The sequence below is a fragment of the Streptomyces cyaneofuscatus genome, assembly GCF_033109485.1.
In the GTDB taxonomy this organism is placed as follows: Bacteria; Actinomycetota; Actinomycetes; order Streptomycetales; family Streptomycetaceae; genus Streptomyces; species Streptomyces cyaneofuscatus.
Genome location: NZ_CP137002.1, coordinates 4338719 through 4363636, shown reverse-complemented (window position 1 = coordinate 4363636; position 24918 = coordinate 4338719). Strand labels below are relative to the sequence as shown.

Sequence of the window (24918 nt, the reverse complement as noted above, 5' to 3'; positions counted from 1 at the left end):
TACCCACCGGTCTATGGTCCGAACGTGGTGTTCCGGTACGGGTGGCAGCGGCTCACGGGGGTGGTCGCTGTCGCCCGTGCCGGGACGCTCCTGCCGCGGACAGGTGGTCGGCCCCGGCCCGTTGTCAGTGGTGGCCTCTAACGTCGTCGGTCTCCGACGACCTGTGAGAAGAGGCCCCACCGTGGAGTTCCGCATCGAGCGCAGTGCCCTGGCCGAAGCCGTGTCCTGGGCCGCCCGCGTCCTGCCGGTCCGCTCCCCCGTTCCCGTACTGGGCGGGCTCCTGCTGGACACCGAGGGCGGGCGGCTGCGCGTCAGCGGGCTCGACTACGAGGCGTCCGCGCGCATCGACGTGGAGGCCGCCGAGGTGCTGCGTCCGGGGAAGGTGCTCGTCATGGGGCGGCGCCTGCTCGACATCTGCAAGGTGCTGCCGGACGGGCCGGTGGAGTGCGCGGTGGAGGGCTCGCGGTTCACGGTGTCGGGGGACGGCGCCCGCTTCGGCCTGTCCGTGCTCCCGTTGGCCGACTACCCGGCGCTGCCGTCGCTCCCGCAGGTGCGGGGTGCGGTGGAGGCGGCGGAGTTCGCGGCGGCCGTCGCCGATGTGGCGGTGGCGGCGGGGCGGGACGACACCCTGCCCGCGCTCACCGGGATCCGGCTGGGGCTCGACGCGGAGGCCGGGACGATGACGCTCGCGGCGACCGACCGGTACCGGTTCGCGGTGCGGACGCTGCCGTGGAAGGCGGCTGCGGCGGGCGGCGAGAGCGCCGATGTGCTCGTTTCCGCCCGGCGGTTGACCGAGATCGCGCGGTCGCTGGGCCGGTCCGGGCTGGTGAGTGTGGCGCTGGACGCCGGATCGGCGGGGTTCGAGCACGCGGGGATGCGGACCACCGTGCGGCTCCTGGACGGGCGGCTCCCGCGCCACGACAAGCTGTTCGCCCTGGAGAGCCCCGCTGTCGCGGTGGTGGACCGGGCGCGGCTGGTGGAGGCCGTCAAGCGGGTCTCGGTGGTCGCCGACGGGGACAGCCCGGTGCAGATGGCGTTCTCCGCCGCCGACAACTCCGTACATCTCCAGGCCGGTTACGAGGACGACGTGGCGTCCCAGCGGCTGCCCGCGACGCTGGAGGGCGCCCGGGAGATGACCGTGGCGTTCAATCCGGGGTATCTGGCGGACGCCCTCGCCTCGTTCGACGAGCCGTCGCTGCGGCTGCTGATGATGGGGGCGGGGCAGCGGGCGATGGTCACGGGCGAGGCGGGGTCGGACGCGCACCGGCACCTGCTGATGTCGGTGAAGCCGCCGCTGCTGTAGGCCGGTGCGGGCCTGTCCCGGACGCCGGTACGGGGGTCCGCCCGGCAGCAGCCGGACGCACCCCCGTACGGGTGGAGATCAGCGGGTGGGGATCAGCAGCTCAGGTTCGAGCCGGTGGTGGTGCCGAGGATCTGGGTGAACTGCGTGAACTTGTTGATCCGGCTCTGGACCTGCGCCGGGTTGCCGCCGTTGCACTCCAGCGCCCCGTTGATGGAGCGGATGGTCTCGCCGAAGCCGCGGTTGTTGACGATGGCGTTGTGCGGCGTCATGGTGCCGGGGCCGTTCTGGGTGTTCCAGTACCAGAGGCCGGTCTTCCAGGCCACGGAGGCGTTCTGCTCCACCAGGTAGGGGTTGGCGAGCAGGTTGATGCCGAGGGCGTCACCGGCGGCCTTGTAGTTGAAGTTCCAGCTCAGCTGGATGGGGCCGCGGCCGTAGTACGCGGCCTGGCCGGCGGGGCAGCCGTAGGACTGGGTGGTGTCGCAGTAGTGCGGGTAGTTGGCCTCGTTGACTTCCTTGATGTACACCAGTCCGCCGGTCTCGTGGCTGACGTTGGCGAGGAAGGCCGCAGCCTCGCGCTTCTTCACCTCGGTGCTGCCGGTGTTGGCGAAGGCCGGGTAGGCGCTGAGGGCGGCGGTGAGGCCGCTGTAGGTGTAGAAGGAGTTCCGGTTCGGGAACATCTGGTTGAACTGGGCCTCGCTGACGACGAATCCGGTGCCCGGCTGCTCGCCGCCGCCACCGGTGCCGCAGGCGCCGTTGTCGGTCCAGACGTCGGAAGAGCCCGGCCGCTCGTTCTGGGTCCACCACTTGGCCGTGTAGTTGCGGCCGTTGTAGGAGGCGGTCTGGCCGCCGGTGTAGACGGAGGAGGAGTTCCAGGCGCTGAAGCAGTTGGCGGCCTGGGCGGTGGCCGCGGGGAGGACGACGAACGCCGCGACGACCGCGGCGAGCGCGACCAGCAGGCTGAGGGCACGTCTGATCACGTGAACACACTCCTTAGACGCGGCGCGACGTCCGGCCGTGCGCCGCCGTGGGGGTGCCGACACTCAAGCGACGATGGTCTGGACCTGTCAAGGTCTAGACCAACTTTCGTGACGTGCCGCAGGGCGCGCACCAGCCGTCCGCCGCCCGTGACAACGATGCCAACAGGCCCCTCAACTGCACTGATTCCGGCGGCAGTCGATCCGGATCACGCCGCGAACGGGTTCTTGGCCGAAGGTAAAGGATTCGGCGCGTCCAGCATGCGGGACGGTATCGGCCGCCTGGCGGGCCGCAGGTTTGAAAGACGCCGATCACTCGTTGGTGAGTTCTCCCGGCACCGGCGCCCGCCCCCGGGCGAAACTCGGCAGCGCGGCACGAGACGGCGCCGAACGGGCCGACAGCGGCTCCGGACAGACTGCGGCTGGGGGATGGCGTGGAACGAACGACGGACACCCGCGATGGCGTCGGCGGACCGGGCGAGCAGGCGGTGCTGCTGGCGGCGGGCCTGGCGGACCTGGCCGTGACCACGGTGGGCGCGGCCCTCACCTCCGTACGCGGGCTGCTGCGGCGGTCCGACACGGCCGAGCTGGCGGCCGGGGCCGAGCAGGACCTGATCGCGCGCGGCCGCCTCGCGCTCGACCGGTACGCGACCGCGCCCCCGGCCCACCTGGAGGTGCTCGCCCGCCAGGTGATCGCCCAGCGAGCCGACGGCGGAGACAGTGACGGCGGCCGTGACGGTGACCGTGCCTGAGGGGTGGGATCCGAGCGCGTTCAAGGCCCGGGTGGACCAGGTGCTCCACCACTTCGCCGCCGAGGAAGCCGGTCAACTCACCGCGATCGACGACTCCCTGGGCCCCGTGGCGGACGCGGTGGAGACGGCCGTGGCGGACGGCAAGCGGCTGCGGGCGGCCTTCTGCTACTGGGGCTGGCGCGCAGCCGGGCAGCCCGACAGCGACGCCCTCGTACGGGCTGCGGCCTCGATGGAGTTGGTGCACGCGGCGGCCGTCGTCCACGACGACCTGATCGACGACAGCCCGCTGCGGCACGGGCGGCCCACGGCCCACCTGGCCCTGCGCGAGGCTGTGCAGGGCCACCACGAACCCAGCCTGGCGGCACGGTCGTTGGCGATGCTCGCCGGGGACCTGCTGATGTCGATGGCCGGGCAGCTCTTCGTCACCAGCGGCCTGCCCGCCGCCTATCTCGGCCGGGCCCGGCCGCTCTGGGCTGCCCTGGCACGGGAGTTGATCGCGGGCGAGTGCCTGGAGATCCTGCACACCGGGGCGGCCGCCCCCGATACGGCGTTCTCGCTCAAGGTCGTCCGCTACAAGACTGCCAAGTACACCGTGGAGCAGCCCCTGTTGATCGGCGCGCTGCTGGGCGGGGCCGGTGAACGGCTGCGCGCGGGTTGCTCGGCGTACGGGCTGCCGCTGGGCGAGGCGTTCCAGCTGCGGGACGACCTCCTGGGCCTGTTCGGGGACCCGGCCCTCACCGGGAAGGACGGCTCCGACGACGTACGCGGCCACCGGCCGACCGCCCTGCTCGCGGAGACCTGGCGGCTGGCCGGGGAGGAGGACCGCGCCCGCCTGCGCACCCTGCTCGCGGCCGGGGCGGAGGCCGACGCCGCCTCCGGTACTGCCGATTCGGCCGACGCCGTGCGCGACGTGATGCGCCGCCTGAAGGCCCCCGACCGCATCGAGGCCATGATCACCGGCCGGGTCGAGGAGGCCCTGCACGCCCTCGACGAGCTGGACCTGCCCGGCCCCGCCGCCACCGCCCTCACCGGCCTCGCGCACTCGGCGGCCGTCCGCCGTTCCTGACGCCTCCCCGATCCCCGACGAGGGCGCGGACGTACGAAGAGAAGGAGCACCACCATGACCTACACCCAGGCATCGCTGGACGCCCTCCGCCGCAGCGGCGACGAACTCGCCGACGCCACGGTCGCCACGCTCTTCGAACGCGGCGAGGTCGGCACGTTCAACACCCTGATGCGGTACGTCTCCACCGCCGGCGCCCCGCTCCCCGACGGCCTGCCGGACGTGGCCCGGGAGTACCTCAACGCCACGGCCGCGCCACCGTCCTGGGTGGACTGGGGCGAGATGGAGAAGGCCCGGTTGTTCTTCATCGACAACAACGTGCACATCTCCACCGCCCTCTCCTTCGCCTCCATGCCCGCCTGTTACGTCGTCCCGCACGTGGCGAAGCTGCTGTCGGCGACGCACGGGCTGAACTACCCGTCCAAGCGGATGGCGGAGACCGGCCAGTTCACCGTGTACCTGATGCAACCGGACGCCTTCGAGGCCGGCAGCCGCTTCATCCCGGCAGCGCAGAAGGTACGGCTCCTGCACGCGTCGATCCGCCACCACCTGCGGCGCGAGGGCGCCTGGGACACGGAGAGTGCGGGGGTGCCGATCTGCCAGGAGGACATGATCGGCGGGCAGATGTTCTTCTCGATGCTGGTCCTGGACAGCCTGCACCGGCTCGGCATCCACATGTCCGAGGAGGGCGCGGACGCCTACTACTACGCGTGGCGGGTGGTCGGCGCGATGCTGGGCGTTGACCAGGACGCCGTACCCAAGTCCACCGCCGAAGCACGGGAGTTCCTCGATCTCTACATGATCCGGCACATGGGTCCGTCCCCCGAGGGCGCGCTGCTGACCCGGCAGCTCATCGACCTCTACGAGGAGGTCGTCCCCGGCACGTTCTTCGACCCGATCGTCTCCGCCCTCATCCGCCACCTCGTGGGCGACACCTGCGCGGACTGGCTGGAGGTTCCCCGTACGCCCTGGGACACCGTCGCCAAGGCCGTCCCGCACCTGCTCGGCGTCCTGGAGGCCATCGAGGACCGCTCACCGCTGGGCGCCTGGGCCCTGGACCGGATCGGGCACCTCACCACCGTGCTGGAGCTGTCCTCCCTGACCCGGGGACGCGTCATGCACTACGCCATCCCCGAGCACCTCAAGAAGGAGTACGGCGTCCCGTCCGGGCCCGCCAGGACCGGCCGCTGGAGCCCTCCGCCGGCGACGGTTCCGGGACCCAGGCAGGAACCCCGGCAGGAGTCTCAACTACCGCCTGAACAAAGGGAGAACAACAGCCGTCACTCTCCTCCCACCCCTCCCGATCCCCTCCCCGCCCGCCTACGGTGACTCGCACCGACGCGCGGGCACGGGGGCCGGACGCGCGAGCACGGGGGACCGGGGGGCAGCCGTGGAGTGGTTCAGCGCCGAGAACGTCGTGGCGGTCCTCACCGCCGTGCTGGGCGTCCTCGCCTCGGTCGGGGTGCTCTGGTACGAGCGCCGGGTGCCCCGCCGTAAACGCATCGGCTACCGCGTCCAGATGGACACGCCCATCGGCAGCGACGTGAGCCAGGGCCGGGCCAACGTACGCCTCGGGCTCTTCAGCGAGACCCCCGACATGTCGGACGCCACGCTCGTCCTGCTGCGCGTCGAGAACGACGGCTCGCAGTCCATCGTCGACAGCGACTACACCGGGCGCGAACTGCACGGCCTGACCGTCGAGTTCACCGGACGCACGGTACGCGGCATAGCGGTCACCCAGCCCCCCGGCGCCGCACACCTGATGGAGCACTTCACCCCGGCCGCCGGGATGCGGCACGCCGGGTCGCTGATCCGGCTGCCCCGCGTCCCGCTGAACCGGGGCGAGCACTTCAAGCTGCTGGTGCTGCTGACCGGCGCCGACGTCGGCTCCGCGATCCGGATCACCGGCGGCATCCGGGACGGTGAGGTGACCGTCAACCGCGCCGCCCGCCCCGACGACAAACCGCCGCTGTTCGGCCGGGCCGCCCGGCTCATCACCGTGACGCTGACCGTCTGCGTCATGGCGCTCGCCGCGATCATCCTGGTCCGGGACGACACCCCGCCCCCGCTCGACTGCGCGCGGGGCGAGCTCCGGGTGACGGGATCGACGGCCTTCGCCCCCGTCGTACGGGAGCTGGCCGCGACGTACATGAAGGAGTGCGAGGGCTCCCGGATCGAGGTGGACCCGCACGGCAGCAACTCCGGCATCCGCGAACTCGCGGACGAGGGCGCGCGGGCCGGGAAGTCGGGATCACCGGGGCTGGTGGCCCTCTCGGACGGGCCGAAGCCGCCCGGCCACCCGGAGCTGCGCGAGACCCGGGTCGCCGTGTCGCTGTTCTCGCTGGTCGTGAACGACCGGGTGCCGGTGCGCGACCTCGCCCTCGCCGACATCCGCCGCATCTACGCGGGCGAGATCCGCAACTGGCGGGAGCTCGGCGGCCCGGACCTGGAGATCCTGCTCGTCAGCCGGGACGCCAACTCCGGTACGCGCGAGGTGTTCCAGCGCCGGGTCCTGGACCGCAACGAACCCGCCCAGTCCTCCCGCGACTGCGCCACCAAGGACGACCCGCGCGCCCCGGTGACCCGCTGCGAACTCGACGGCACCGACCAGGTCCTGGCCACCGTCGCCCGGCTGGACGGCGCGCTCGGCTACAGCGAACTGCGCTCCGGCAGCGAGCCGCGCGGCCTCCACCGCATCGCGATCGACGGCGCCCACCCGTCCGTCGACACGATCGGCACCAGCCCCTACCCGTACCGGGAGATCGAGTACGCGTACACCTACGGCCGCCCGCCCGCCGACTCCCTGGCCTCCAGCTTCCTCGGCTACCTGAGCCGGGGACGCGGCCAGGACGTCATCCACATCCACGGCCACCTGCCGTGCGCGACACCGAAGGGGCTGCGGGTCTGCGGCGAGGACTGAGCACCTCTCGCGCGAAGGGCCCCGGATCGTCACCGACCCGGGGCCCTTCGCGTACCGCTCCGTACTGCCCTGTTGTGCTTAGAGGAACGAGTTGATCTGGATCGTCTCGGTCCGGCCGGGGCCGACGCCGATCGCGGAGATCGGGGCGCCCGACATCTCCTCCAGCGCCTTGACGTACGCCTTCGCGTTCTTCGGCAGATCGTCGAAGGTCTGGGCCTTGGTGATGTCCTCGGACCAGCCCGGCAGGTTCTCGTAGATCGGCTTCGCGTGGTGGAAGTCGGTCTGGTTGTACGGGAGTTCCTCGACGCGCTTGCCGTCGATCTCATACGCCACGCAGACCGGGATCTGCTCCCAGCCGGTGAGGACGTCGAGCTTGGTGAGGAAGAAGTCGGTCAGGCCGTTGACCCGGGTCGCGTACCGCGCGATCGGGGCGTCGAACCAGCCGCAGCGGCGGTCACGGCCGGTGGTGACACCGCGCTCGCCGCCGATGCGCCGCAGCGCCTCGCCGTCCTCGTCGTGCAGCTCCGTCGGGAACGGACCGGCGCCGACACGCGTCGTATAGGCCTTGAGGATGCCGATGACGCGGCTGATCTTCGTCGGGCCGACACCGGCACCGGTGCAGGCGCCGCCCGCCGTCGGGTTCGACGAGGTGACGAAGGGATAGGTGCCGTGGTCGACGTCGAGCAGCGTGCCCTGGCCGCCCTCGAAGAGCACGACCTTGCCCTCGTCGATGGCATCGTTCAGGATCAGGGTCGTGTCGGCGACGAACGGCTTGATCTGCTCCGCGTACTGGAGCATGTCCTCGACGACCTTGCCGGCCTCGATGGCCCGGCGGTTGAAGACCTTGGCCAGGAGCTGGTTCTTCTGCTCCAGGGCCGCCTCCACCTTCTGCTCCAGGATCGACTCGTCGTAGAGGTCCTGGACGCGGATCCCCACCCGGTTGATCTTGTCGGCGTACGTCGGGCCGATGCCCCGGCCCGTCGTGCCGATCTTGCGCTTCCCGAGGAAGCGCTCGGTCACCTTGTCGAGCGTGACGTTGTACGGAGTGATCAAATGAGCGTTGCCGCTGATCAGAAGCTTGGACGTGTCGACGCCTCGCTCGTTCAGACCGCTCAGCTCGGAGAGCAGGACCGCCGGGTCGACCACGACACCGTTCCCGATGACCGGGGTACAGCCCGGCGACAGGATTCCGGAGGGGAGGAGATGCAGTGCGTACTTCTGGTCGCCTACGACGACCGTGTGACCGGCGTTGTTCCCGCCTTGGTATCGCACGACATAGTCCACGGATCCACCGAGGAGATCGGTGGCCTTCCCCTTGCCCTCGTCACCCCACTGAGCACCGAGCAGCACAAGTGCGGGCACAGGCGTACACCCCTTCCGGGCGGGGCATGTCCAAGGTCAGGGGGCGTACGTAAAGGTCGTACCTGCCGCACGACGATGTACGGCAAAGCCTGAGCCGTCGAACCGGGTGCCCCGGAATAGACGAAGCCCCTGGCGCAATAGCGCAAGGGGCTCTTGCACCAAGATGCTACCCGAGGAAGGACCGAGGTGTCGGCTGCAGAGCCCCCCGGCGACGGCGGCGACCAGCTTCTGGTGGTCATCGACCCGGTCGCCCGCCGGACCGACGGCGAGTCCGTCCGTATCGCGAAGGACGTGCTGAGCGCCGGCTCGCACGCCAAGATCTGCCTTCCGGACACCCCGGAGGAGTTCGCCCGGGCCCTGTCCCGGCGGGGTTCGCGCCGCCCGGTGGTGGTCGGCGACGACCGCGCGCTGCTGCGGGCCGTGGCCCAGCTCCACCGGGAGCGGGAGCTCGCCGGGGGCGTCCTCTCCCTGATTCCCGTGGGCGCCGCACACGCCCTGGAGGTGGCCCATGCGCTCGGCGTGCCCCGGGGCGCGGTGGCGGCCGCGCGGACGGCGCTGGACGGGGCGGTGCGGCGGCTGGACCTGCTCGTGGACGACAGCGACGGCGTGGTGCTCGGCCGGCTGCGCATCCCCGCCCCCACGCCGGCGCCCGGTGCGGGGGCCCCGCACACGGGCGTCACGGCCGTCTGGGACACCTGCCGCTCCCTGATGACGTCCCTGGTCCGCCCGGCGTCCCCGGGCGCCGCCACCGCGCCCCCGGGGACGTACCGGCTGCGGATCGAGGCGGACGGGGTGCTGCTGAGCGACCTGGACGCGCCCGTGCGCGGCGTCTCGGTGCTCTCCCAGGGCGACGGGGGCCTGGCCGATGTGGTGGTCAGCACCCCGGACGGCGAGGACGTCACGGTCGAGGCCAAGGCCGTCACCGTCTCGGGCGCGGACTTCCGCTACCGGGCCGACATACAGACCGGCGGCCCGGTCCGCACCCGGACCTGGACCGTGCGGGCGGGCGCCTGGGGGCTGATGCTGCCGCTCCCGGCGAGCGCGGACGGCGCTGCGGGAGGACGCTAGAGGGGTACGTACGGGATACGTACGCGGAGCTGTACGGAAATCGGCCGCGGAGGTGACCGTCATGACCAGCACCACCATGCCCCGAGTCGCTGTCGGCTGGCACATCGACCTCGAATTCGAGGAGGACTCCCACCGCACCCGCGCGGCGGCCCTGGTCCGCCTCTCCGACGGGACCGAGGTACGCGCCCACGGCTACGCCAGCCGCCACCCCTCGGACGAGGACCAGCAGCGGGTGGGCGAGGAGATCGCGGGGGCCAGGGCCCTGAACGAACTGGCGATGAAACTCCTGACCAAGGCCCACGACGAGATCGACGAGGCCTCGGGCCGGACGTCGTACCCGATGACCTAGTCGGGGGCTCCGCCCCCGAACCCCCGCTCCTCAATCGCCGGAGGGGCTTGGAGCGCTGGAACCACGCCCGCACCCCACCGCGTCTCCCCGCACATGGAGACCCGACAAGACGCCGTCACCGGCACCATCGGCTGTGCGGCCGCCCTCCTCGGCGCCCTCGCGGGCATCGCGGCCTGGTTCCCGTACGGCAGAAGGGGCCTCTTCGGCGCCTTCGAGGGCGAGACCAACCCCGCCGTCCTCTGGCTCGGTCTCCCCGTCCTGGCCCTCGGCGGAGCCACCGCCGCCCTGGCCGTCCTCGCCGTCGTCCGGGGCCGGTGGCGCCCGGCGCTCGGGCTCCTCGCGACCCTCGGGGGTATCGCCGCCTTCGGGTACGCCTTCGACGTCCTGGCCGCCCCCCAGGCACTCCAGGACTGCGGCTCCCCCTGCTGACCGCGCAGGCTGACCGCACAGGCACCGCCTACACCTCCACCACCAGCTCCTTCAGCCCCCGGATCACATACCCCGGCTGCCACTCCGGCTCCGCCACCATCCGCATCGCGGGCGCCTTCCGCAGCAACTCCCCGAAAGACGCCTCCAGTTCGATCCGGGCGAGCGGCGCACCCAGGCAGTAGTGGATACCCGCACCGAACGTGACATGCGGGTTGTCGGCGCGGGTCAGATCCAGCCTCTCCGGCTCAGCGAACCGCTCCGGGTCCCGGTTGGCCGAGCCGAACAGCAGCGCCACCTCCGAGCCCCGCCCGATCACCTGCCCGTCGACCTCGATGTCGTCCAGCACCCACCGCTCGAACAGTTGCAACGGGGTGTCGTAGCGCAGGAGTTCCTCGATCGCGGTCGGCAGCAAGGCCGGGGCGGCACGCAGGGCGGCCAGCTGCTCCGGGTGGTGGAAGAGCGTGCGCCACCCGTTGACCGTGGTGTTCACCGTCGCCTCGTGGCCCGCGTTCAGCAGCAGCACACACGTGGAGACCATCTCCTGCTCGGTCAGCCGCTCCCCGTCGTCGTGGGCGGCGATGAGCGCCGAGATCAGGTCGTCGCCGGGGGCGGTGCGCCGCTCGGCGATCAGCCCGCGCAGATACGCTGAGAACTCCTCCGACGCCCGGACCGCCGCCTTCGCCGTCTCCTCCGACGGGTTCAGCTCGTACATCCCGCAGATCGCCGCCGACCAGGGCCGCAGCGGCCCCCGGTCCTCCTCCGGCACGCCCAGCATCTCCGCGATCACGGCGACCGGCAGCGGTTCGGCGACCTCCGCCAGCAGGTCCCCGCCGCCCTTGGCCACGAACGCGTCGACCAGCCCGGCCGCCAGCCGCCGTACGGTCGGGGCGAGGTTCTCGACCGTACGCGGGGTGAACGCCTTGGAGACGAGCCGCCGGATCCGGGGGTGGTCGGGCGCCTCCAGGTCCAGCAGCCCCTGCCCGTTGAGCGTGGTGAACGGCTCGTGCGCGGCGGGCGGCGGCGTGCGGCCGAACTCCTCGTGGGTGAAGCGGTGCAGATACGTACGGCCCAGCCGCCGGTCGCGCAGCAGGGCCGATACGTCGGAGTGGTGCGGGATCAGCCACTGCCCGGTCGGCTCGAACCAGTGCACCCGGCCGGCGGCCCGCAGGGCGGCGTAGGCGGGGTAGGGATCGGCGACGAACGCGGGCGACCAGGGATCGAAGGACACGTGCATGTCCCGACGCTACCCGCGTCCGCCACCACCGCAAGGGGGCCGGTGAAGGCCGGGGTCACCCCGGCGTGACCAGCCTCGCCTCGTACGCGAACACCGCCGCCTGCGTCCGGTCGCGCAGCCCCAGCTTCACCAGGATCCGGCTCACATGCGTCTTGATCGTGGACTCCGCGACGATCAGATGCGAGGCGATCTCCGCGTTGGAGAGCCCCTGCGCGATCAGGACGAGCACCTCCGTCTCCCGCTCCGTGAGGTCCCCGATCCGGGCGAGGGCGGGCGGCCGCGGGGTCTCCGCGAGCTTGGAGAACTCGGTGATCAGCCGCCGGGTGACGGTCGGCGCGAGCAGCGCCTCGCCCGAGGCCACCACCCGTACGCCGTCCGCGAGCTGCCGGGCCGAGGCGTCCTTGAGGAGGAAGCCCGAGGCCCCGGCCCGCAGCGCCTGGTACACGTACTCGTCCAGGTCGAACGTCGTCAGGACCAGCACCTTGGCGTCCGCGTCCTGCGCGACGATCTCGCGGGTCGCCTCGATGCCGTTCATCTCGGGCATCCGGATGTCCATCAGGACCACGTCCGGGCGCAGGACGGAGACCTGGGCGACGGCCTGCCGGCCGTCCACCGCCTCCCCCACGACGGTGATCCCGGGCATCGCGTTGAGCAGGACGGAGAAGCCCTCGCGGACCATCATCTGGTCGTCGACGATCAGGACGCGGATGTCGGTGCCCGCCCCCGCGGTGGTGCCGGTGCCGCTCATGCGCCGCCGTCCCGTTCGATGACGAGCGTCTCCGCCACGGCACCCCGGTCGCCCCGATCGCCCCGGCCGTCCCGATCGCCCCGGCCGTCCCGGTCGTCCGGCTCGTTCTCCGCCGGCGGCACGGGCAGGAACACCGCGACCTCGTACCCGCCGTCCTCCGCCACAGCGGCCGTCATCGCGCCGTTCAGCATCGCCACCCGCTCCCGCATCCCGGTGATCCCGTGCCCGGCCCCCGGCGACGGCTTGACCAGACCCCTCGGGGGCCCGTTGACGATCCGCAGCCCGATCCCGCCGAGCACGTACGCGATCTCGACCCGGGCGGTGGCGCCCGGTGCGTGCCGCAGGGTGTTGCTGAGGGCCTCCTGGATGATCCGGTACGCCGACAGCTCGACGCCCTGGGGCAGCTCGCGGACGGCCCCCGTGATCACCTTCTCCGTCTCCAGACCCGTCTCGCGGACGTTGTCCAGGAGCCCGTCGAGGACGGCGAGCGTGGGCTGCGGGGCGTCCGGGGCCTCGTAGTCCTCGGCGCGGACGACTCCGAGGACGCGGCGCAGTTCGGTGAGGGCCGCCACCGCGTTCTCCCGGATGGTGACGAAGGCCTGCTCCAGCTCGGGCGGCGGGTTCTCCACCCGGTAGGGGGCGGCCTCCGCCTGGATCGCGACGACCGACATGTGGTGGGCGACCACGTCGTGCAGCTCACGGGCGATGGTGGTGCGCTCCTCCAGCAGCGTGCGCCGGTCGCGCTCGACGGCGGTGACGGTGCGCTGCACGGTGATCTCGCGCTCGGCGTCCCGGACCTCCCGCTCGGCGGCGCGCCGGACCTGGAAGACGGTGACGACGAGCAGGGCGAAGGCGGTCAGGACGGCCATGGGCGCGGTGATGGACGGGTCCCCGCCCTCCAGCACCACCCCGAACAGCAGCGTCAGCAGCCACATCCAGAGCGCCGTACGGGGCCGGGTCCGGGCCGCCACGACCACCATGACCACCGCCTGCGCCATGAAGGCGCTGGGCCCCCACAGCCCCTCGCTCCCCAGCAGCGCGCAGAAGAGGGTGGCGATCCAGGAGGCCCAGAACGCGGCGATCGGCCTGACCAGGGTCATCGCGACGGCTATCGCGGGCACCAGCCCCATGAAGAGGCGGAAGTGCCAGTTGGCGAACCCGGCCATCATCACGATGAAGGCGGCGAACAGCACCAGCGCGTGCGGGGTCCAGACGACGGCCCGCTTCAGCCCGTCGGGCAGCCGGCGTATGAACCGCCCCTCGGGCGAGAGGGGCGGCAGCGGGCGGTAGGCGAACACGGGGCGGATGAGGTCTTCCCGCAGGCCGTCCATCGCGCCGGCGGCGGCCCGGATCTCCGGGCTACTGGTCTTCGTCTGGGTCTCGGTCACGTTTCCACGGTAGGCGGCCGCGGAGTACGGGTCGTCCCTATCGATGGTGATTCCGGGGCATCCCTCTCAAGGACTACGCGCCCTACTCACGCCCCGGGGCGGCGCCCCCCGACGCCGCCCCGGCACGCTCCCAGGCCTCTCCTGGAGCCCCCTCCCCGGCCCCTACGGACGGAAGAATTCCGCGTTCTCCCCGGCCCACTGCGCGAACGTCCGCGCCGGCCGCCCGGTGACCTTCTCGACGGTGTCGATCACCGTCTTCCCCTCCGGCGGGGTGTCCCGGTAGACCTCGATCAGGAACCCGATGACGTCCTCGGGCATCCCCTTGGCCCGCCAGCCGGTGAGCGCCTCCTCCTCGGTGAGCTCCACCAGCTCGATCTCCTGCCCCCGCGCCGCCGCGATGGCCGCCACCTTGTCGCCGACGGTCAGCGCCTGCGGTCCGGTGACCAGGTACACCTGGCCGCCGTGGCCGTCCTCGGTGAGCGCCGTCGCCGCGACCGAACCGATATCGGACTCGTGGACCATCGCGCTGAGCCGGTCGACGAAGGGCTCGCGGACGACGCCCTCGGCCTTGATGTCGGGCGCCCACTCCAAGGCGTTCGCCATGAACTCGACCGGCATGACGACCGTCCACGCCAGCCCGCTCTCCCGTACCGCGGTCTCCATCGGGGTGTCCCCGCCGCCGTTGAGCACGGTCACCCGGCGCACCCCCGCCGCGCGGGCCCGCTCCATGAGCTCCTCGCCGGTCGTCAGCGGGGCGAAGAGGCCGCCGTCGAAGGTGATCAGGTGCAGCCCGGTCACGCCCTCCAGCGCGCTCTCCAGCGACGCCGGGTCGGCGAGGTCACCGCGGACGACGTCGACGCCCGCGGGGAACTCCGCGCGCGCCGGGTCGCGCGTCACGGCCCGGACGTGCTCGCCGCGCTCCAGCAGCTGCTCGACCACTCGACGGCCGACCGTTCCCGTGGCTCCGGTCACCAGGATCGTCATTGCGGGTCTCCTTAGTTGGGTCCGACCGTCCGGTTCGACCGTTCGGTTCGACAACAACCAACTTAGGAACCCTTGCGGTCAGCTTCTGTCCGCGACGAATGCGCGATGAGACGACGTACCGGGAACCTCACCACGCCAGCTGCGTGATCTCCTCCGCCACGATCGCGCAGGCGTCGGCGGCCGGGTCGATCAGCGGGAAGTGCCCGACGTCCCCGAGCAGGGTGAGCCCGACCATCTCGCCGGACTTCGCCGCCGCGTCGACGTACGCCTCCGAGACGGCCAGCGGGACGACGATGTCCTCCTCACCGTGCACGATCGCGGTGGCGATCCCGGTGGGCAGCAGGGCGGTGGGGTCGGCCTGGGCCGTACGGTCCGCCGACTCCCCGCCGTCCCCCAGGAGTTGGGTGACCGCACCGCCGCACACCCCCAGCTCCACCGCCGTGGCGAAGTCCGCGATCGGGGCCAGCGCGACGACCCCGCGCAGCGGCGGCGGGGCGGGCAGGTGCCACGGCGACCCCTCGGGCAGCACATGGCGTGCGGCCGCCCAGAGCGCGAGGTGACCGCCCGCGGAGTGCCCGGTGACCACGATGCGGCGGACGTCGGCCTCCGGCAGCTCCCGTGCGGCCAGCGCCGGTACGGCGTCGAGGGCGGCGGCCACATCGTCGAGGGTTTCCGGCCAGCGCCCCGCCACGGGGTCGGCACCGGGCTCCTGCCCGTGGCCCTCCTCACCGCCGCGCCGGTACTCCACGCTCGCCACGGCGAACCCCCGCCGGGCCAGGAAGTCCGCGAGCGGGGAGACGTGCGCCCGGTCGTAGGGGGCCCGCCAGGCGCCGCCGTGCAGCAGGACGACGAGGGGGGCGGCGGTGCGGCCGTCGCGCGGGGCGTAGAAGTCGATGACCTGGTCGGGGTGGTCACCGTAGGCGGCGGTCCGGTCGGGGGCGACGGCGGGATGAGCGAACGCCGACGCGCTCTCGGCGTCGTCCCGATCACGCGCGACAGAGTCCGGGAAGCCCGGGGAATCCGACATGCTGCTCAACCGTCCTATGCCTGTGTCCTGTGCCGGGGGCCTGTGCCTGTGCCAGGTGCCCAACTGGGTTGACCTGCGGGGACGGTACCAGTGATCGACACCGCCCCCGCGCGGCCGTACAGACATTGACGGCCCATCAGACCGCCGGGATCTCCTCCAGCACCTCGGCCAGGACCCGCGCCGCCCGTTCCGCGTCGGCGAACCCCACGTACAGCGGGGTGAATCCGAACCGCAGCACGTCTGGCCGCCGCAGGTCGCCCACGACGCCCCGCTCGATGAGCCGGCGCATCACGGGCTCGGCCTCGGCGCAGCGCAGGGCGACCTGGCTGCCGCGTTCGGCGTGCGCGACCGGGGTGACGGAGACGACCCGGCCCTGCGGTACGTACGCCGCGACGCACTCCAGGAAGAAGTCCGTCAAGGCGAGGGACTTGGCCCGGACGGCGTCCACGGAGACCCCGTCCCACACGTCCAGCGCCGCTTCCAGCGTGAGCATGGAGACGATGTCGGGCGTGCCGACCCGGCCCCGTACGGAGCCGTCCGCCGGGGCGTAGTCGGGGGTCATGCCGAACGGGTCGGCGTGCGAGTTCCACCCCGGCAGCGGGGAGTCGAAGGCGGCCTGGTGGCGCTCGGCGACATACAGGTACGCGGGCGAACCGGGGCCGCCGTTCAGGTACTTGTAGGTGCAGCCGACCGCCAGGTCCACCCCGTGCTCGTCCAGACCGACCGGCAGGGCGCCCGCGCTGTGGCAGAGGTCCCAGACGGCGATCGCGCCGACCGCGTGGACGGCGGCGGTCAGGGCGGGCAGGTCGTGCAGCCTCCCCGTGCGGAAGTCCACCTGGTTGAGGAGGACGGCTGCCGTACGGTCCCCGAGCGCGGACGGTACGTCGGCGGGGTCGACCGGCACGATCCGGTGGCCGGTGAGCCGGGCGGCGGAGGCGGCGATGTACCCGTCCGTGGGAAACGTCGTGGCGTCAACCAGGATCTCGTCGCGTCCCCCGCCCGCGAGAGCCGCGAGGCGGGTGGCCGCGACGACGGCCTTGAAGACGTTCACGCTGGTCGAGTCACCGACGACGATCTGTCCGGCGGCGGCCCCGACGAGCGGGGCGATCCGGTCACCGATCCGCTCGGGCGCGGTCCACCAGCCGCTCTCGCCCCAGGACCGGATGCGCAGCTCGCCCCACTGGCGGGTGAGGACGTCCTGGACGCGGGCGGGGACATGGACGGGCAGGGCGCCGAGCGAGTTGCCGTCGAGGTAGACACCCTCGTCGAGTGCGAAGAGCTTGCGCTGCGGGGCGAGCGGGTCGACGGCGTCGAGGGCGGCGGCGCGCTCGCGCAGCTCCGTGTACGTGGTCTCAGACATGGCTGCGCGCCGTCCACAGCTCCGGGAACACGTTCTTCGTGGCGCGCTTCTCCAGCCAGGCCACCCCGGCGGAGCCGCCGGTGCCGGTCTTGGAGCCCATCGCGCGGCGGGTGGCGACGAGGTGGTCGTTGCGCCATCGCCAGACGAGCTCGCCGACGTCGGTGAGCAGCTCACCGAGGCGGACCAGTTCGTCGTTCTGGTCGGCGGCGGAGTAGATCTCCGCCCACACGGCCTCGACCTCGGGCGACGGCTCGTACCGCTGGGTCAGGTCGCGGGTGGTGACGGCCTCGGGGATCGCGTACCCGCGGCGGGCCAGCAGGGCCAGCGTCTCGTCGTACAGGCTGGGCTCGCCGAGCGCCTTCTCCAGCTCGGCGTACACCCGGGGTGCGCCCCGGTGCGGCACCAGCATGGAGGCGGACTTGTCGCCGAGCAGGAACTCCATCCGCCGGTACATCGCCGACTGGAACCCGGAGCCCTCGCCGAGCGAGCCCCGGTAGGAGTTGAACTGGGCCGGGGTGAGTCCCGCGAGCGGCCGCCAGGACTCGTTGAGCGCCTCCAGCTCGCGCAGCGAACGCTTCAGGGCGTCGCGGGCGACCGGTATGCGGTCCTCGCGCAGGGCGCGGGTGGCGGTCTCCCACTCATGGACGATGACCGTGAACCACAGCTCCATGACCTGGGTGGTGACCAGGAAGACCATCTCGCCGGGGTCGTCCGAGCGGAGGTGCTGGAGGTGGGTCAGGACATCCGCCTGGACATAGTCCTCGTACGGAGTCGTTCCCGCGAAGTCCAGGTACGGGGTGTCCGCACCGGTGGCTTCGGGGTCGGGGTGATTGGTCGACATCGCTGTCTCCTCGACACGAGCTTCCGGGTAGCGGTCCGCCCCTTCCGTGAGGTGATGGAGCTCCGGTCCCCTGCTCGCATACTAAGCCGCTCCCCGCCCGATGTGCTTGGGCGGGGAGGGCCGGGAAGGTCAGCTCAGGATGTCGGCGGCGGTCGGCGAGGAGTCGCGCAGGAAGGTCGAGCAGCGCTCGTGCTCCTCGGTCTCCCCGATGGCCCCGGCGGCCCGCGCCAGGGCGTGCAGGGCGCGCAGGAAGCCGCGGTTCGGCTCGTGCTCGAACGGGACGGGCCCGTGGCCCTTCCAGCCGGCCCGGCGCAGGGAGTCGAGGCCGCGGTGGTAGCCGGTACGGGCGTACGCGTACGACTCGACGACCCGGCCGCCCTCGAACGCCTCGTCGGCGAGCTGCGCCCAGGCGAGCGAGGAGGTGGGGTACTTCGCGGCGACCTCGGCGGGCGGGGTACCGGCGGCGAGCAGCTCGCGCGGCTCGGGGTCGTCGGGCAGATGGGTCGGGGCGGGGCCCCCGAGAAGGTTCTCGTGGATGGACATGGATCAAGTGTGCCTGGACCGGGACGCGGGTGACACCTCACGGGGCGCGTTCAGGCGGCGGGCCCACCGTCCACGCCCGGGGTGCCCGGGATGACACCTCACCGCCCCGCTTCCCGCGCCCGCTCGGGCTCCAGCGGCGGGGCCACGATCCCGCAGTGGACGGTGCACTCGGGCCGCTCCTCCGCCCGTTTCCGCTCGGCGGCGGCGACCGGCGGGGTGCGCACGGTCCAGCAGGCGATGACCGCGCCCAGCACCAGCAGCCCGGCGCACATCGGCATCGCCCGCCGGAAGGTCGCCGCGAACTCGCCCGCGTCCCGGTACGCCTCCGGGCCCATCCCGGCGAGCAGCGGCAGCGCGGCCACCGCGATCAGGCCGGCGGCCCGGGCGGCCGCGTTGTTGATCCCGCTGGCCAGCCCGGCCCGCCCGGTGTCCACGGCGGCCAGGACCGTCGCGGTGAGCGGGGCCACGACCACGACGAGCCCGGCGCCCAGCACCGTGACGGCGGGCAGCACCTCACTCACGTACCCGCCGAAGGACGCGCTGCCCCGGCCCACCCGCAGCATCAGGAGCATCCCGGCGGCGGCCAGCAGCGGCCCCACCGTGAGTGGGATACGCGGCCCGATCCGCCGCCCCAGCTCCCCCGACCAGGCCGAGAACAGCAGCATCAGGACGGTGGTGGGCAGCAGCGCGGTACCCGCCCCCAGCGCCGAGTACCCGGCGACCACCTGGAGCTGGATCGCGGAGAGGAAGAAGAAGCCGCCGAGCGCCGCGTAGACGCAGAACGTCACCAGGTTGACCGAGGTGAAGAGGCGCGAGCGGAAGATCGACGGCGGCAGCATCGGATCCGCCCGCCGCTGCTCCACCAGCACGAACGCCACCCCGAGCAGCACCCCGCCGAGCGCCGCCCCGATCACCAGCGGCGAGGCCCCCTGCTCCGGCGCCTCGATCAGCGCGTACGTCACCCCGGCCAGCGCGAACGCCCCGAGCGCGGCCCCCAGCACGTCGAACCGGCCGTGCGCCGCCGGATCCCGCGACTCCGGTACGTGGCGGAGGGCGACGGGCACGCAGATCGCGGCGAGCGGCAGGTTGATCAGGAACACCCACCGCCACCCGGGCCCGTCCACGAGCCACCCGCCCACGAACGGCCCCACGGCCGCCCCGACCCCGCCGAACCCGGACCAGAGCCCCACGGCCCGCGCCCGGTCGTCGGGGTGGAAGCTGGCCTGGATGAGCGCGAGGGACCCCGGCGTGAGCAGCGCGCCGCCGACGCCTTGCAGGGCCCGCGCGGCGATGAGAACGCCCGCGTTCGGCGCGATCCCGCAGAGCAGCGAGGCCAGCGCGAACCACACGATCCCCACGACGAACACCCGCCGCCGCCCGTACCGGTCCCCGAGCGCCCCGCCGAGCAGGATCAGCCCGGCGAGCGTGAGCATGTACGCGTTGACGGTCCACTGGAGCGCGGCCAGATCGGTGTCGAGGTCGGCGCCGATGCGGGGCAGGGCCACGTTGATGACGGTGGAGTCGAGCATCGCCATGCCGGACCCGAGCACGGTGGTCAGCACGACCCAGCGCCCGACGGGGGAGGCGACCCGGATCTCCCCGGGGGCGGAGGCAGCAGCCATGGGGCCAGCTTGCCCCGTGGTGCCCCTCCGCGCACTCCGCGCTCGCGTCACGGGGGCGCTGCCCGCGTACCCCCGCTCCTCAAACACCGGAAGGGCTGGATCTGACCGCCTTCACCGCCCGGATCAGCGCCTCCACCCCCCGCTCCACCTTCGCCCGAGGGCACCCCACGTTCAGCCGCACGAACCCCGGCGCCCCGTAGACCGCCCCGCCCATGATCGCCACCCGCTCCCGCTCCACCAGCACCCGCTGCAACTCCGCGTCGTCCACCCCCGCCGCCCGCAGGTCGATCCACGCCAGGTACCCGGCCTGCGGCGGCTCCCACCCCAGCTCGGGCAGGCCGGCGGAGAGCCGCTCCGCGACGTGCCCCAGGTTCCCCGCCACATACGCCCGCACCGCGTCCAGCCACGGCCCGCCCTCCCGGTACGCCGCGATGTGCGCGGTCAGCGACAGCACCGCCGGGGAGGCGAGCCCCTCCGCCGTCTCCATCCGGCGCAGGAACTCCGCCCGGTCCGCCGGATCCCCGATCAGCCCGTACGAACCGGTCAGCGCCGGAAAGTTGAAGGCCTTGGACCCGGAGGTGATGAGCGCCCAGCGACCGCCCCCGCCCCCGCCCCCGGCCCCCGCCACCCGCGTCCACGGCACATGGACGTACCCCTCGTGCACGAAGTCCGCATGGATCTCGTCGCTGACGACCGCCACCCCGTACCGTTCCGCCAGCTCCGCCATCCGGGTCAGCTCGTCGGCCGTCCACACCCGGCCCGTCGGATTGTGCGGCGAGCACAGCACCAGCACCTTCGCGTCCGGCCGCGCCAGCTCCCGTACCAACGCCTCCTCGTCCCCCACCGGCACCCCGCGCAGCTCCCGCCCGAGCCCGGTGATGGCCTTGCGGAAACCGTCGTATGTGGGGGTGTGGACGACGACCCCGTCCCCCTCCCCCGTCCACATCTGGAGGAGCTGGGAGAGCTGGTTGAGCACGGACGGGCCGTACACGAGCTGCCCGGTGTCGATCTCGGTGCCGTACCGGGTGGCGTACCAGTGCGCGACAGCCGAGCGGAAGTCGTCCTGCTGCCAGGTGGTGTAGCCGAAGACGCCGTGGTCCAGCCGGTCCCGCAGCGCGGCGAGCACCTCGGGGGCGGTGGCGAAGTCCATGTCGGAGATGGTGAACGGGAGCAGCCCGTCGACCCCGAACCGGTCCGCGACCCCGTCCCACTGGATGCACCAGGTGCCCCGGCGGTCGATGGCGGTGTCGAAGTCGTACAGCGCGGCCACGGCGGGCCCTCCTTCTCTCGGCTTCTCTCGGCACGGCGACGGGCCCGGCCCCCTGGAAGGAGGACCGGGCCCGACGCCGTACATCCGTACTCGTGTACTGCTACTGCTTACTTCAGCTTCGTACCCGTGGAGCGCAGGTTCGCGCACGCCTCGGTGACGCGCACGGCCATGCCCGCCTCGGCGGCCTTGCCCCAGGTGCGGGGGTCGTAGGTCTTCTTGTTGCCGACCTCGCCGTCGACCTTCAGGACACCGTCGTAGTTGCGGAACATGTGGTCCGCGACCGGGCGGGTGAAGGCGTACTGGGTGTCGGTGTCGAGGTTCATCTTCACGACGCCGTTCTCCAGCGCGGTGGCGATCTCCTCGGCGGTGGAGCCCGAGCCGCCGTGGAAGACGAAGTCGAACGGCTGGCTGCCGGCCGGCTTGCCGTACTTCTCGGAGACGCCCGACTGGAGGTCCTTCAGCAGCTCGGGGCGGAGCACGACGTTGCCCGGCTTGTAGACGCCGTGGACGTTGCCGAAGGAGGCGGCCAGCAGGTAGCGGCCCTTCTCACCGAGGCCGAGCGCCTCGGCGGTGCGCAGCGCGTCGTCGACGGTCGTGTACAGCTCGTCGTTGATCTCGTGCGTGACGCCGTCCTCCTCACCGCCGGTCGGGGTGATCTCGACCTCAAGGATGATCTTGGCGGCGGCGGCCTGGGCCAGCAGCTCCTGGCCGATGGCCAGGTTGTCGGCGAGGGTCTCGGCCGAGCCATCCCACATGTGGGACTGGAACAGCGGGTTCAGACCCTTGGCGACGCGCTCGGCGGAGACGGCGAGCAGCGGACGTACGTAACCGTCCAGCTTGTCCTTGGGGCAGTGGTCCGTGTGCAGCGCGACGGTGACGTCGTACTTGGCGGCGACGATGTGCGCGAACTCGGCCAGGGCGACCGCGCCCGTGACCATGTCCTTGTTGTACTGGCCGCCCAGGAACTCCGCACCGCCCGTGGAGATCTGGACGATGCCGTCGCTCTCGGCCTCCGCGAAGCCGCGCAGAGCCGCGTGCAGGGTCTGCGTCGAGGTGACATTGATGGCCGGGTAGGCGAACTTGCCCGCCTTTGCCCGGTCGAGCATCTCGGCGTAAGCCTCGGGGGTTGCGATGGGCATCTGACCGCTCCTTGGGATGTGCGGGTGTGCAGGCTATGAGTCCCTGACCTGGGGGCGACGTCATCGTCGCCCCCATCTTCCCAGACTCCTCGTCGGGCTCCACCCGGCGGACCCTGTTTCACCTGAAACGGCCCGTGAGGTCCGAAATGGCTCAGGCGAGACCGAGGTCGGCCACCGAGTAGACCTGTACGTACGGGAGACCGGCCTCGGCGATGGCCGGAGCGGCACCGCGCTCGACGATCACGGCGACGGCGACGACCTCGCCGCCCGCCTCCCGTACGGCCTCGACGGCGGTCAGCGGCGAACCGCCGGTGGTGGAGGTGTCCTCGACGACCAGGCAGCGGCGGCCCTTCACGTCGGTGCCCTCGATCCGGCGCTGCATCCCGTGCGCCTTCTGCGCCTTGCGGACGACGAACGCGTCCAGGCTCTTCCCGCGCGCGGCGGAGGCGTGCAGCATCGACGTGGCGACCGGGTCGGCGCCGAGCGTCAGCCCGCCGACGCAGTCGTAGTCCAGCTCGGCGGTGGCGTCGAGCATGGCCTGGCCGACCAGCGGCGCGGCCTTGCCGTCCAGCGTGATCCGGCGCAGGTCGATGTACCAGTCGGCTTCCAGACCCGAGGAGAGGGTCACCTTGCCGTGCACCACGGCCTTGTCCTTGATCTGCTGGAGCAGGTCAGCGCGTACGTCAGTCATGGACACGAGGGTAAGCGCAGCCCGAAACCCCCGGAGCACGCCCCGCCTCAGAGCCGCGTCCAGCTCCAGGTCGTCGTGATCTCCAGGGGATCGATCGGGGTGACCAGCCGGGGCACGGTGTTGAGCCCGTTCGGCGGCCCGGACTGCGGCTCCACACAGACCGCCTCGTCCTGCTCGTCGTAGACCACGACCCACTCGCTGCGGCTCTTCACCGTCAGCTCCAGCTGCTCCGGCCAGGTGAGCTTCACGTCCACGCCGTCGGGCATCCCGAAGCAGTCGTCCCACGGACCCGGTACGGGGTCGATGCGGCGGCCGGTCGGCAGGTGGTCCTCGCCGCGTTCCTCCTGCCAGGCCGCGTCGAAGGAGAGCTCGGCGTCCCGGCCCCCGAGGTTGCGGTGGAACCAGGGGTGCCAGCCCGCCTGGGCGGGAAAGGAGGTGCCGTACGTCTCGACGGCGAGGCCGAGCGTCAGCCCGTCCTCGGTCAGCTCGAAGGTCTGGGTCACCCGGCCCTCGTACGGCCAGGGCTCGGCGAGGTCGTAGTAGAAGGCGGCCTGCGCCTTGTCCACGTGGGCGGTCCGCCAGGCGGTGTCCCGGCCGGTGCCGTGGATGGCGTGCGGCGGGGAGTTCAGGGGCAGTTGGTGGGGGGCGTCGCCGTTGCGGAACTGCCCGTACCCGGTACGGCCGCACCAGGGCACCATCGGGAAGCAGCCGTACCGCTCGCCCTGGCGCAGCAGTTCGGTGGAGCCGATCCGGAGGCTGCTGATCCGGCAGCCGTGGAAGGGGTCGACGGTCAACTCGGCGTCGCCGGCACTCAGCCTGACGCTCTCTTCGCTACGGGTGCTCTCTTCGCTGCTGCTCACCCGACGACCCTACTGGCGGGCCGGGTGGGTGTCCTGCCGGTCGGGCCGGATCCGGCCGCCCTGCCTACGGCCTCCGGCCGCTACCTACGGCGCCGCAACGCCCGGCTCAGCACCACGGCGGAGGCCAGCGCGAGGGCGGCCGCCGGGGCGACCCAGCGCAGGGTGGTGCTCGCCCCGCCCGCGTCCGGCGAGGGCACGGGGGCGTACCGGCCGCGCGGGGGCGCGTGGTCGACCTCCTCCGCGCTGCGGCCGATCATGGTGCGGCGGGCGTGCGCGGCCTCGGCGGGCGGCTCGTCGGGGACGGTGAACTCCACTCCGGCGACCGGGTCGAGGGCGGGCGGGGGAACGGGCGAGTCGAACACGGAGGCGGGCTCGACAAGCTCATCGGCGGCACCGGCGTCGGCGTCAGCACCGCCTTCCGTACCGGCGTCGACGTCGCCTTCCGTACCGGCGGAAGCCTGTGCGCTCTCCGCCTCGACGTCCCCCTCAAGCCCCTCGGCCGACACGTCCTCCGCACCGTCCTCCCCGTGCGCGGCCAGCGTCTCCGTCACCAGCTGCTGGGTGAAGCGGTCCAGGAGCCGCTGGGCCGCCGCGAGCGCGGCGCCCTCCTCCAGCTCGGCCAGCCGGCCGTCGCCGCTCGCCGTACCGCTGTACGCGAGGGTCGTCCCGCCGTCCGTCTCCGTGAGGCCGATGGTCAGGGCCAGCTTCACCGCACCGGCCCCCCGGGCCTCCACGCCCTCCCCGGTGACCGAGAAGCGGTCGCCGTCGGGGCCCGGGGAGGAGAGCTTCAGCTCGCCCCGGTACGTGATGGTGTGGCCGCCCGCCCGGAACTTCAGCCGGCCCGCCAGCGGCGAGGCCGACGCGTCGGCGTCCTGCTGGATCCCCGGGACACAGCGGGCGACCCGGGCGGGGTCGCCCAGGGTGCGCCGCAGGGCCGGGACCGGGACCGGAACGAACACCTGATGCTCCATACCGACCGAGCCTAATCGCC

At 72.4% G+C, this 24918-nt stretch carries 24 protein-coding genes; 8 read left to right on the top strand and 16 right to left on the bottom strand.

The window, feature by feature from the left end:
- The first annotated feature begins 181 nt into the window (after positions 1–181).
- Positions 182–1303 (top strand): DNA polymerase III subunit beta, encoded by a 1122-nt coding sequence (gene dnaN, locus R2B67_RS19360; protein ID WP_317819792.1) that lies wholly within the window; start codon positions 182–184, stop codon positions 1301–1303.
- A 92-nt stretch (positions 1304–1395) separates the two neighbouring features.
- On the opposite strand, the gene R2B67_RS19355 is transcribed toward dnaN, so the two are convergent.
- Positions 1396–2280: a glycoside hydrolase family 19 protein gene (locus tag R2B67_RS19355; RefSeq protein WP_317819790.1), complete on the bottom strand. Its 885-nt coding sequence runs from the start codon at positions 2278–2280 to the stop codon at positions 1396–1398.
- A gap of 431 nt (positions 2281–2711) precedes the next feature.
- Between R2B67_RS19355 and R2B67_RS19350 the strand changes: the two genes are divergently transcribed.
- From R2B67_RS19350 to R2B67_RS19335, 4 genes are all read left to right on the top strand, one after another.
- On the top strand, positions 2712–3029 hold the full coding sequence (locus R2B67_RS19350; RefSeq protein WP_317819789.1) for a hypothetical protein: 318 nt from the start codon (positions 2712–2714) through the stop codon (positions 3027–3029).
- Positions 3016–4095: a polyprenyl synthetase family protein gene (locus tag R2B67_RS19345; RefSeq protein WP_317824907.1), complete on the top strand. Its 1080-nt coding sequence runs from the start codon at positions 3016–3018 to the stop codon at positions 4093–4095. The genes R2B67_RS19350 and R2B67_RS19345 overlap by 14 nt, the downstream gene beginning before the upstream one ends.
- Before the next feature lie 54 nt (positions 4096–4149).
- Complete coding sequence (locus R2B67_RS19340) at positions 4150–5421, top strand: oxygenase MpaB family protein (RefSeq protein ID WP_317819788.1); 1272 nt, start codon at positions 4150–4152, stop codon at positions 5419–5421.
- A 61-nt stretch (positions 5422–5482) separates the two neighbouring features.
- Positions 5483–7012, top strand: a complete 1530-nt coding sequence (locus tag R2B67_RS19335; protein ID WP_317819787.1) for a substrate-binding domain-containing protein — start codon at positions 5483–5485, stop codon at positions 7010–7012.
- A gap of 78 nt (positions 7013–7090) precedes the next feature.
- Here the strand turns inward: R2B67_RS19335 and R2B67_RS19330 are convergent, their stop codons facing one another.
- Positions 7091–8374, bottom strand: a complete 1284-nt coding sequence (locus tag R2B67_RS19330) for an adenylosuccinate synthase (protein WP_026241849.1) — start codon at positions 8372–8374, stop codon at positions 7091–7093.
- 186 nt (positions 8375–8560) lie between these two features.
- Between R2B67_RS19330 and R2B67_RS19325 the strand changes: the two genes are divergently transcribed.
- The 3 genes from R2B67_RS19325 to R2B67_RS19315 all read left to right on the top strand — a co-directional run bounded on the left by R2B67_RS19325 (position 8561) and on the right by R2B67_RS19315 (position 10220).
- Positions 8561–9442, top strand: coding sequence for a diacylglycerol kinase (locus R2B67_RS19325; RefSeq protein WP_317819786.1), 882 nt, complete (start codon positions 8561–8563; stop codon positions 9440–9442).
- Between the two features lie 76 nt (positions 9443–9518).
- Positions 9519–9791, top strand: a complete 273-nt coding sequence (locus R2B67_RS19320) for a DUF1876 domain-containing protein (protein ID WP_317824906.1) — start codon at positions 9519–9521, stop codon at positions 9789–9791.
- A 93-nt stretch (positions 9792–9884) separates the two neighbouring features.
- Positions 9885–10220 carry a hypothetical protein gene (locus tag R2B67_RS19315; RefSeq protein WP_317819785.1) on the top strand — a complete coding sequence of 112 codons (336 nt, stop codon included), beginning with the start codon at positions 9885–9887 and terminating at the stop codon, positions 10218–10220.
- 28 nt (positions 10221–10248) lie between these two features.
- Here the strand turns inward: R2B67_RS19315 and R2B67_RS19310 are convergent, their stop codons facing one another.
- The 14 genes from R2B67_RS19310 to R2B67_RS19245 all read right to left on the bottom strand — a co-directional run bounded on the left by R2B67_RS19310 (position 10249) and on the right by R2B67_RS19245 (position 24898).
- Positions 10249–11454 (bottom strand): cytochrome P450, encoded by a 1206-nt coding sequence (locus R2B67_RS19310; RefSeq protein ID WP_317819783.1) that lies wholly within the window; start codon positions 11452–11454, stop codon positions 10249–10251.
- 55 nt (positions 11455–11509) lie between these two features.
- On the bottom strand, positions 11510–12202 hold the full coding sequence (locus R2B67_RS19305; RefSeq protein WP_317819782.1) for a response regulator: 693 nt from the start codon (positions 12200–12202) through the stop codon (positions 11510–11512).
- On the bottom strand, positions 12199–13590 hold the full coding sequence (locus R2B67_RS19300; protein WP_317819780.1) for a sensor histidine kinase: 1392 nt from the start codon (positions 13588–13590) through the stop codon (positions 12199–12201). Before R2B67_RS19300 ends, R2B67_RS19305 begins: the two co-directional genes overlap by 4 nt.
- Before the next feature lie 162 nt (positions 13591–13752).
- Positions 13753–14574, bottom strand: coding sequence for an NmrA family NAD(P)-binding protein (locus R2B67_RS19295; RefSeq protein WP_317819778.1), 822 nt, complete (start codon positions 14572–14574; stop codon positions 13753–13755).
- A gap of 127 nt (positions 14575–14701) precedes the next feature.
- Entirely contained in the window at positions 14702–15601 is a 900-nt protein-coding gene (locus R2B67_RS19290; RefSeq protein ID WP_317819777.1) for an alpha/beta hydrolase family protein, read from the bottom strand.
- A 136-nt stretch (positions 15602–15737) separates the two neighbouring features.
- Positions 15738–16961, bottom strand: coding sequence for a kynureninase (kynU, locus tag R2B67_RS19285; protein ID WP_317819776.1), 1224 nt, complete (start codon positions 16959–16961; stop codon positions 15738–15740).
- The gene (locus R2B67_RS19280; RefSeq protein WP_018514128.1) at positions 16954–17802 is read right to left on the bottom strand and encodes a tryptophan 2,3-dioxygenase family protein; all 849 of its coding nucleotides are present in this window, start codon (positions 17800–17802) and stop codon (positions 16954–16956) included. Before R2B67_RS19280 ends, kynU begins: the two co-directional genes overlap by 8 nt.
- 129 nt (positions 17803–17931) lie before the next feature.
- Positions 17932–18345, bottom strand: coding sequence for a DUF3151 domain-containing protein (locus tag R2B67_RS19275; RefSeq protein ID WP_003967556.1), 414 nt, complete (start codon positions 18343–18345; stop codon positions 17932–17934).
- A gap of 98 nt (positions 18346–18443) precedes the next feature.
- Positions 18444–19967: an MFS transporter gene (locus tag R2B67_RS19270; protein ID WP_317819773.1), complete on the bottom strand. Its 1524-nt coding sequence runs from the start codon at positions 19965–19967 to the stop codon at positions 18444–18446.
- Positions 19968–20046: 79 nt separating this feature from the next.
- Complete coding sequence (locus tag R2B67_RS19265; RefSeq protein ID WP_317819772.1) at positions 20047–21237, bottom strand: MalY/PatB family protein; 1191 nt, start codon at positions 21235–21237, stop codon at positions 20047–20049.
- A 107-nt stretch (positions 21238–21344) separates the two neighbouring features.
- Positions 21345–22376, bottom strand: coding sequence for a class II fructose-bisphosphate aldolase (gene fbaA, locus R2B67_RS19260; RefSeq protein ID WP_018514124.1), 1032 nt, complete (start codon positions 22374–22376; stop codon positions 21345–21347).
- 151 nt (positions 22377–22527) lie between these two features.
- Entirely contained in the window at positions 22528–23067 is a 540-nt protein-coding gene (pyrE, locus tag R2B67_RS19255; RefSeq protein ID WP_018514123.1) for an orotate phosphoribosyltransferase, read from the bottom strand.
- A 47-nt stretch (positions 23068–23114) separates the two neighbouring features.
- A complete protein-coding gene (locus R2B67_RS19250) occupies positions 23115–23927 on the bottom strand; it encodes an aldose epimerase family protein (RefSeq protein WP_381075034.1) in 813 nt (270 codons plus the stop codon).
- Positions 23928–24007: 80 nt separating this feature from the next.
- Entirely contained in the window at positions 24008–24898 is an 891-nt protein-coding gene (locus R2B67_RS19245) for an SRPBCC domain-containing protein (RefSeq protein ID WP_317819771.1), read from the bottom strand.
- Positions 24899–24918: the final 20 nt, after the last annotated feature.

Bases quoted from the DNA above. Each gene is read 5' to 3' on its own strand.
- R2B67_RS19340 (WP_317819788.1), top strand. From the start codon at position 4,150: ATGACCTACACCCAGGCATCGCTGGACGCCCTCCGCCGCAGCGGCGAC.
- R2B67_RS19320 (WP_317824906.1), top strand. From the start codon at position 9,519: ATGCCCCGAGTCGCTGTCGGCTGGCACATCGACCTCGAATTCGAGGAG.
- R2B67_RS19315 (WP_317819785.1), top strand. From the start codon at position 9,885: ATGGAGACCCGACAAGACGCCGTCACCGGCACCATCGGCTGTGCGGCC.
- R2B67_RS19310 (WP_317819783.1), bottom strand. From the start codon at position 11,454: ATGCACGTGTCCTTCGATCCCTGGTCGCCCGCGTTCGTCGCCGATCCC.
- R2B67_RS19305 (WP_317819782.1), bottom strand. From the start codon at position 12,202: ATGAGCGGCACCGGCACCACCGCGGGGGCGGGCACCGACATCCGCGTC.
- R2B67_RS19295 (WP_317819778.1), bottom strand. From the start codon at position 14,574: ATGACGATCCTGGTGACCGGAGCCACGGGAACGGTCGGCCGTCGAGTG.
- R2B67_RS19290 (WP_317819777.1), bottom strand. From the start codon at position 15,601: ATGTCGGATTCCCCGGGCTTCCCGGACTCTGTCGCGCGTGATCGGGAC.
- kynU (WP_317819776.1), bottom strand. From the start codon at position 16,961: ATGTCTGAGACCACGTACACGGAGCTGCGCGAGCGCGCCGCCGCCCTC.
- R2B67_RS19280 (WP_018514128.1), bottom strand. From the start codon at position 17,802: ATGTCGACCAATCACCCCGACCCCGAAGCCACCGGTGCGGACACCCCG.
- R2B67_RS19275 (WP_003967556.1), bottom strand. From the start codon at position 18,345: ATGTCCATCCACGAGAACCTTCTCGGGGGCCCCGCCCCGACCCATCTG.
- R2B67_RS19270 (WP_317819773.1), bottom strand. From the start codon at position 19,967: ATGGCTGCTGCCTCCGCCCCCGGGGAGATCCGGGTCGCCTCCCCCGTC.
- fbaA (WP_018514124.1), bottom strand. From the start codon at position 22,376: ATGCCCATCGCAACCCCCGAGGCTTACGCCGAGATGCTCGACCGGGCA.
- pyrE (WP_018514123.1), bottom strand. From the start codon at position 23,067: ATGACTGACGTACGCGCTGACCTGCTCCAGCAGATCAAGGACAAGGCC.
- R2B67_RS19245 (WP_317819771.1), bottom strand. From the start codon at position 24,898: ATGGAGCATCAGGTGTTCGTTCCGGTCCCGGTCCCGGCCCTGCGGCGC.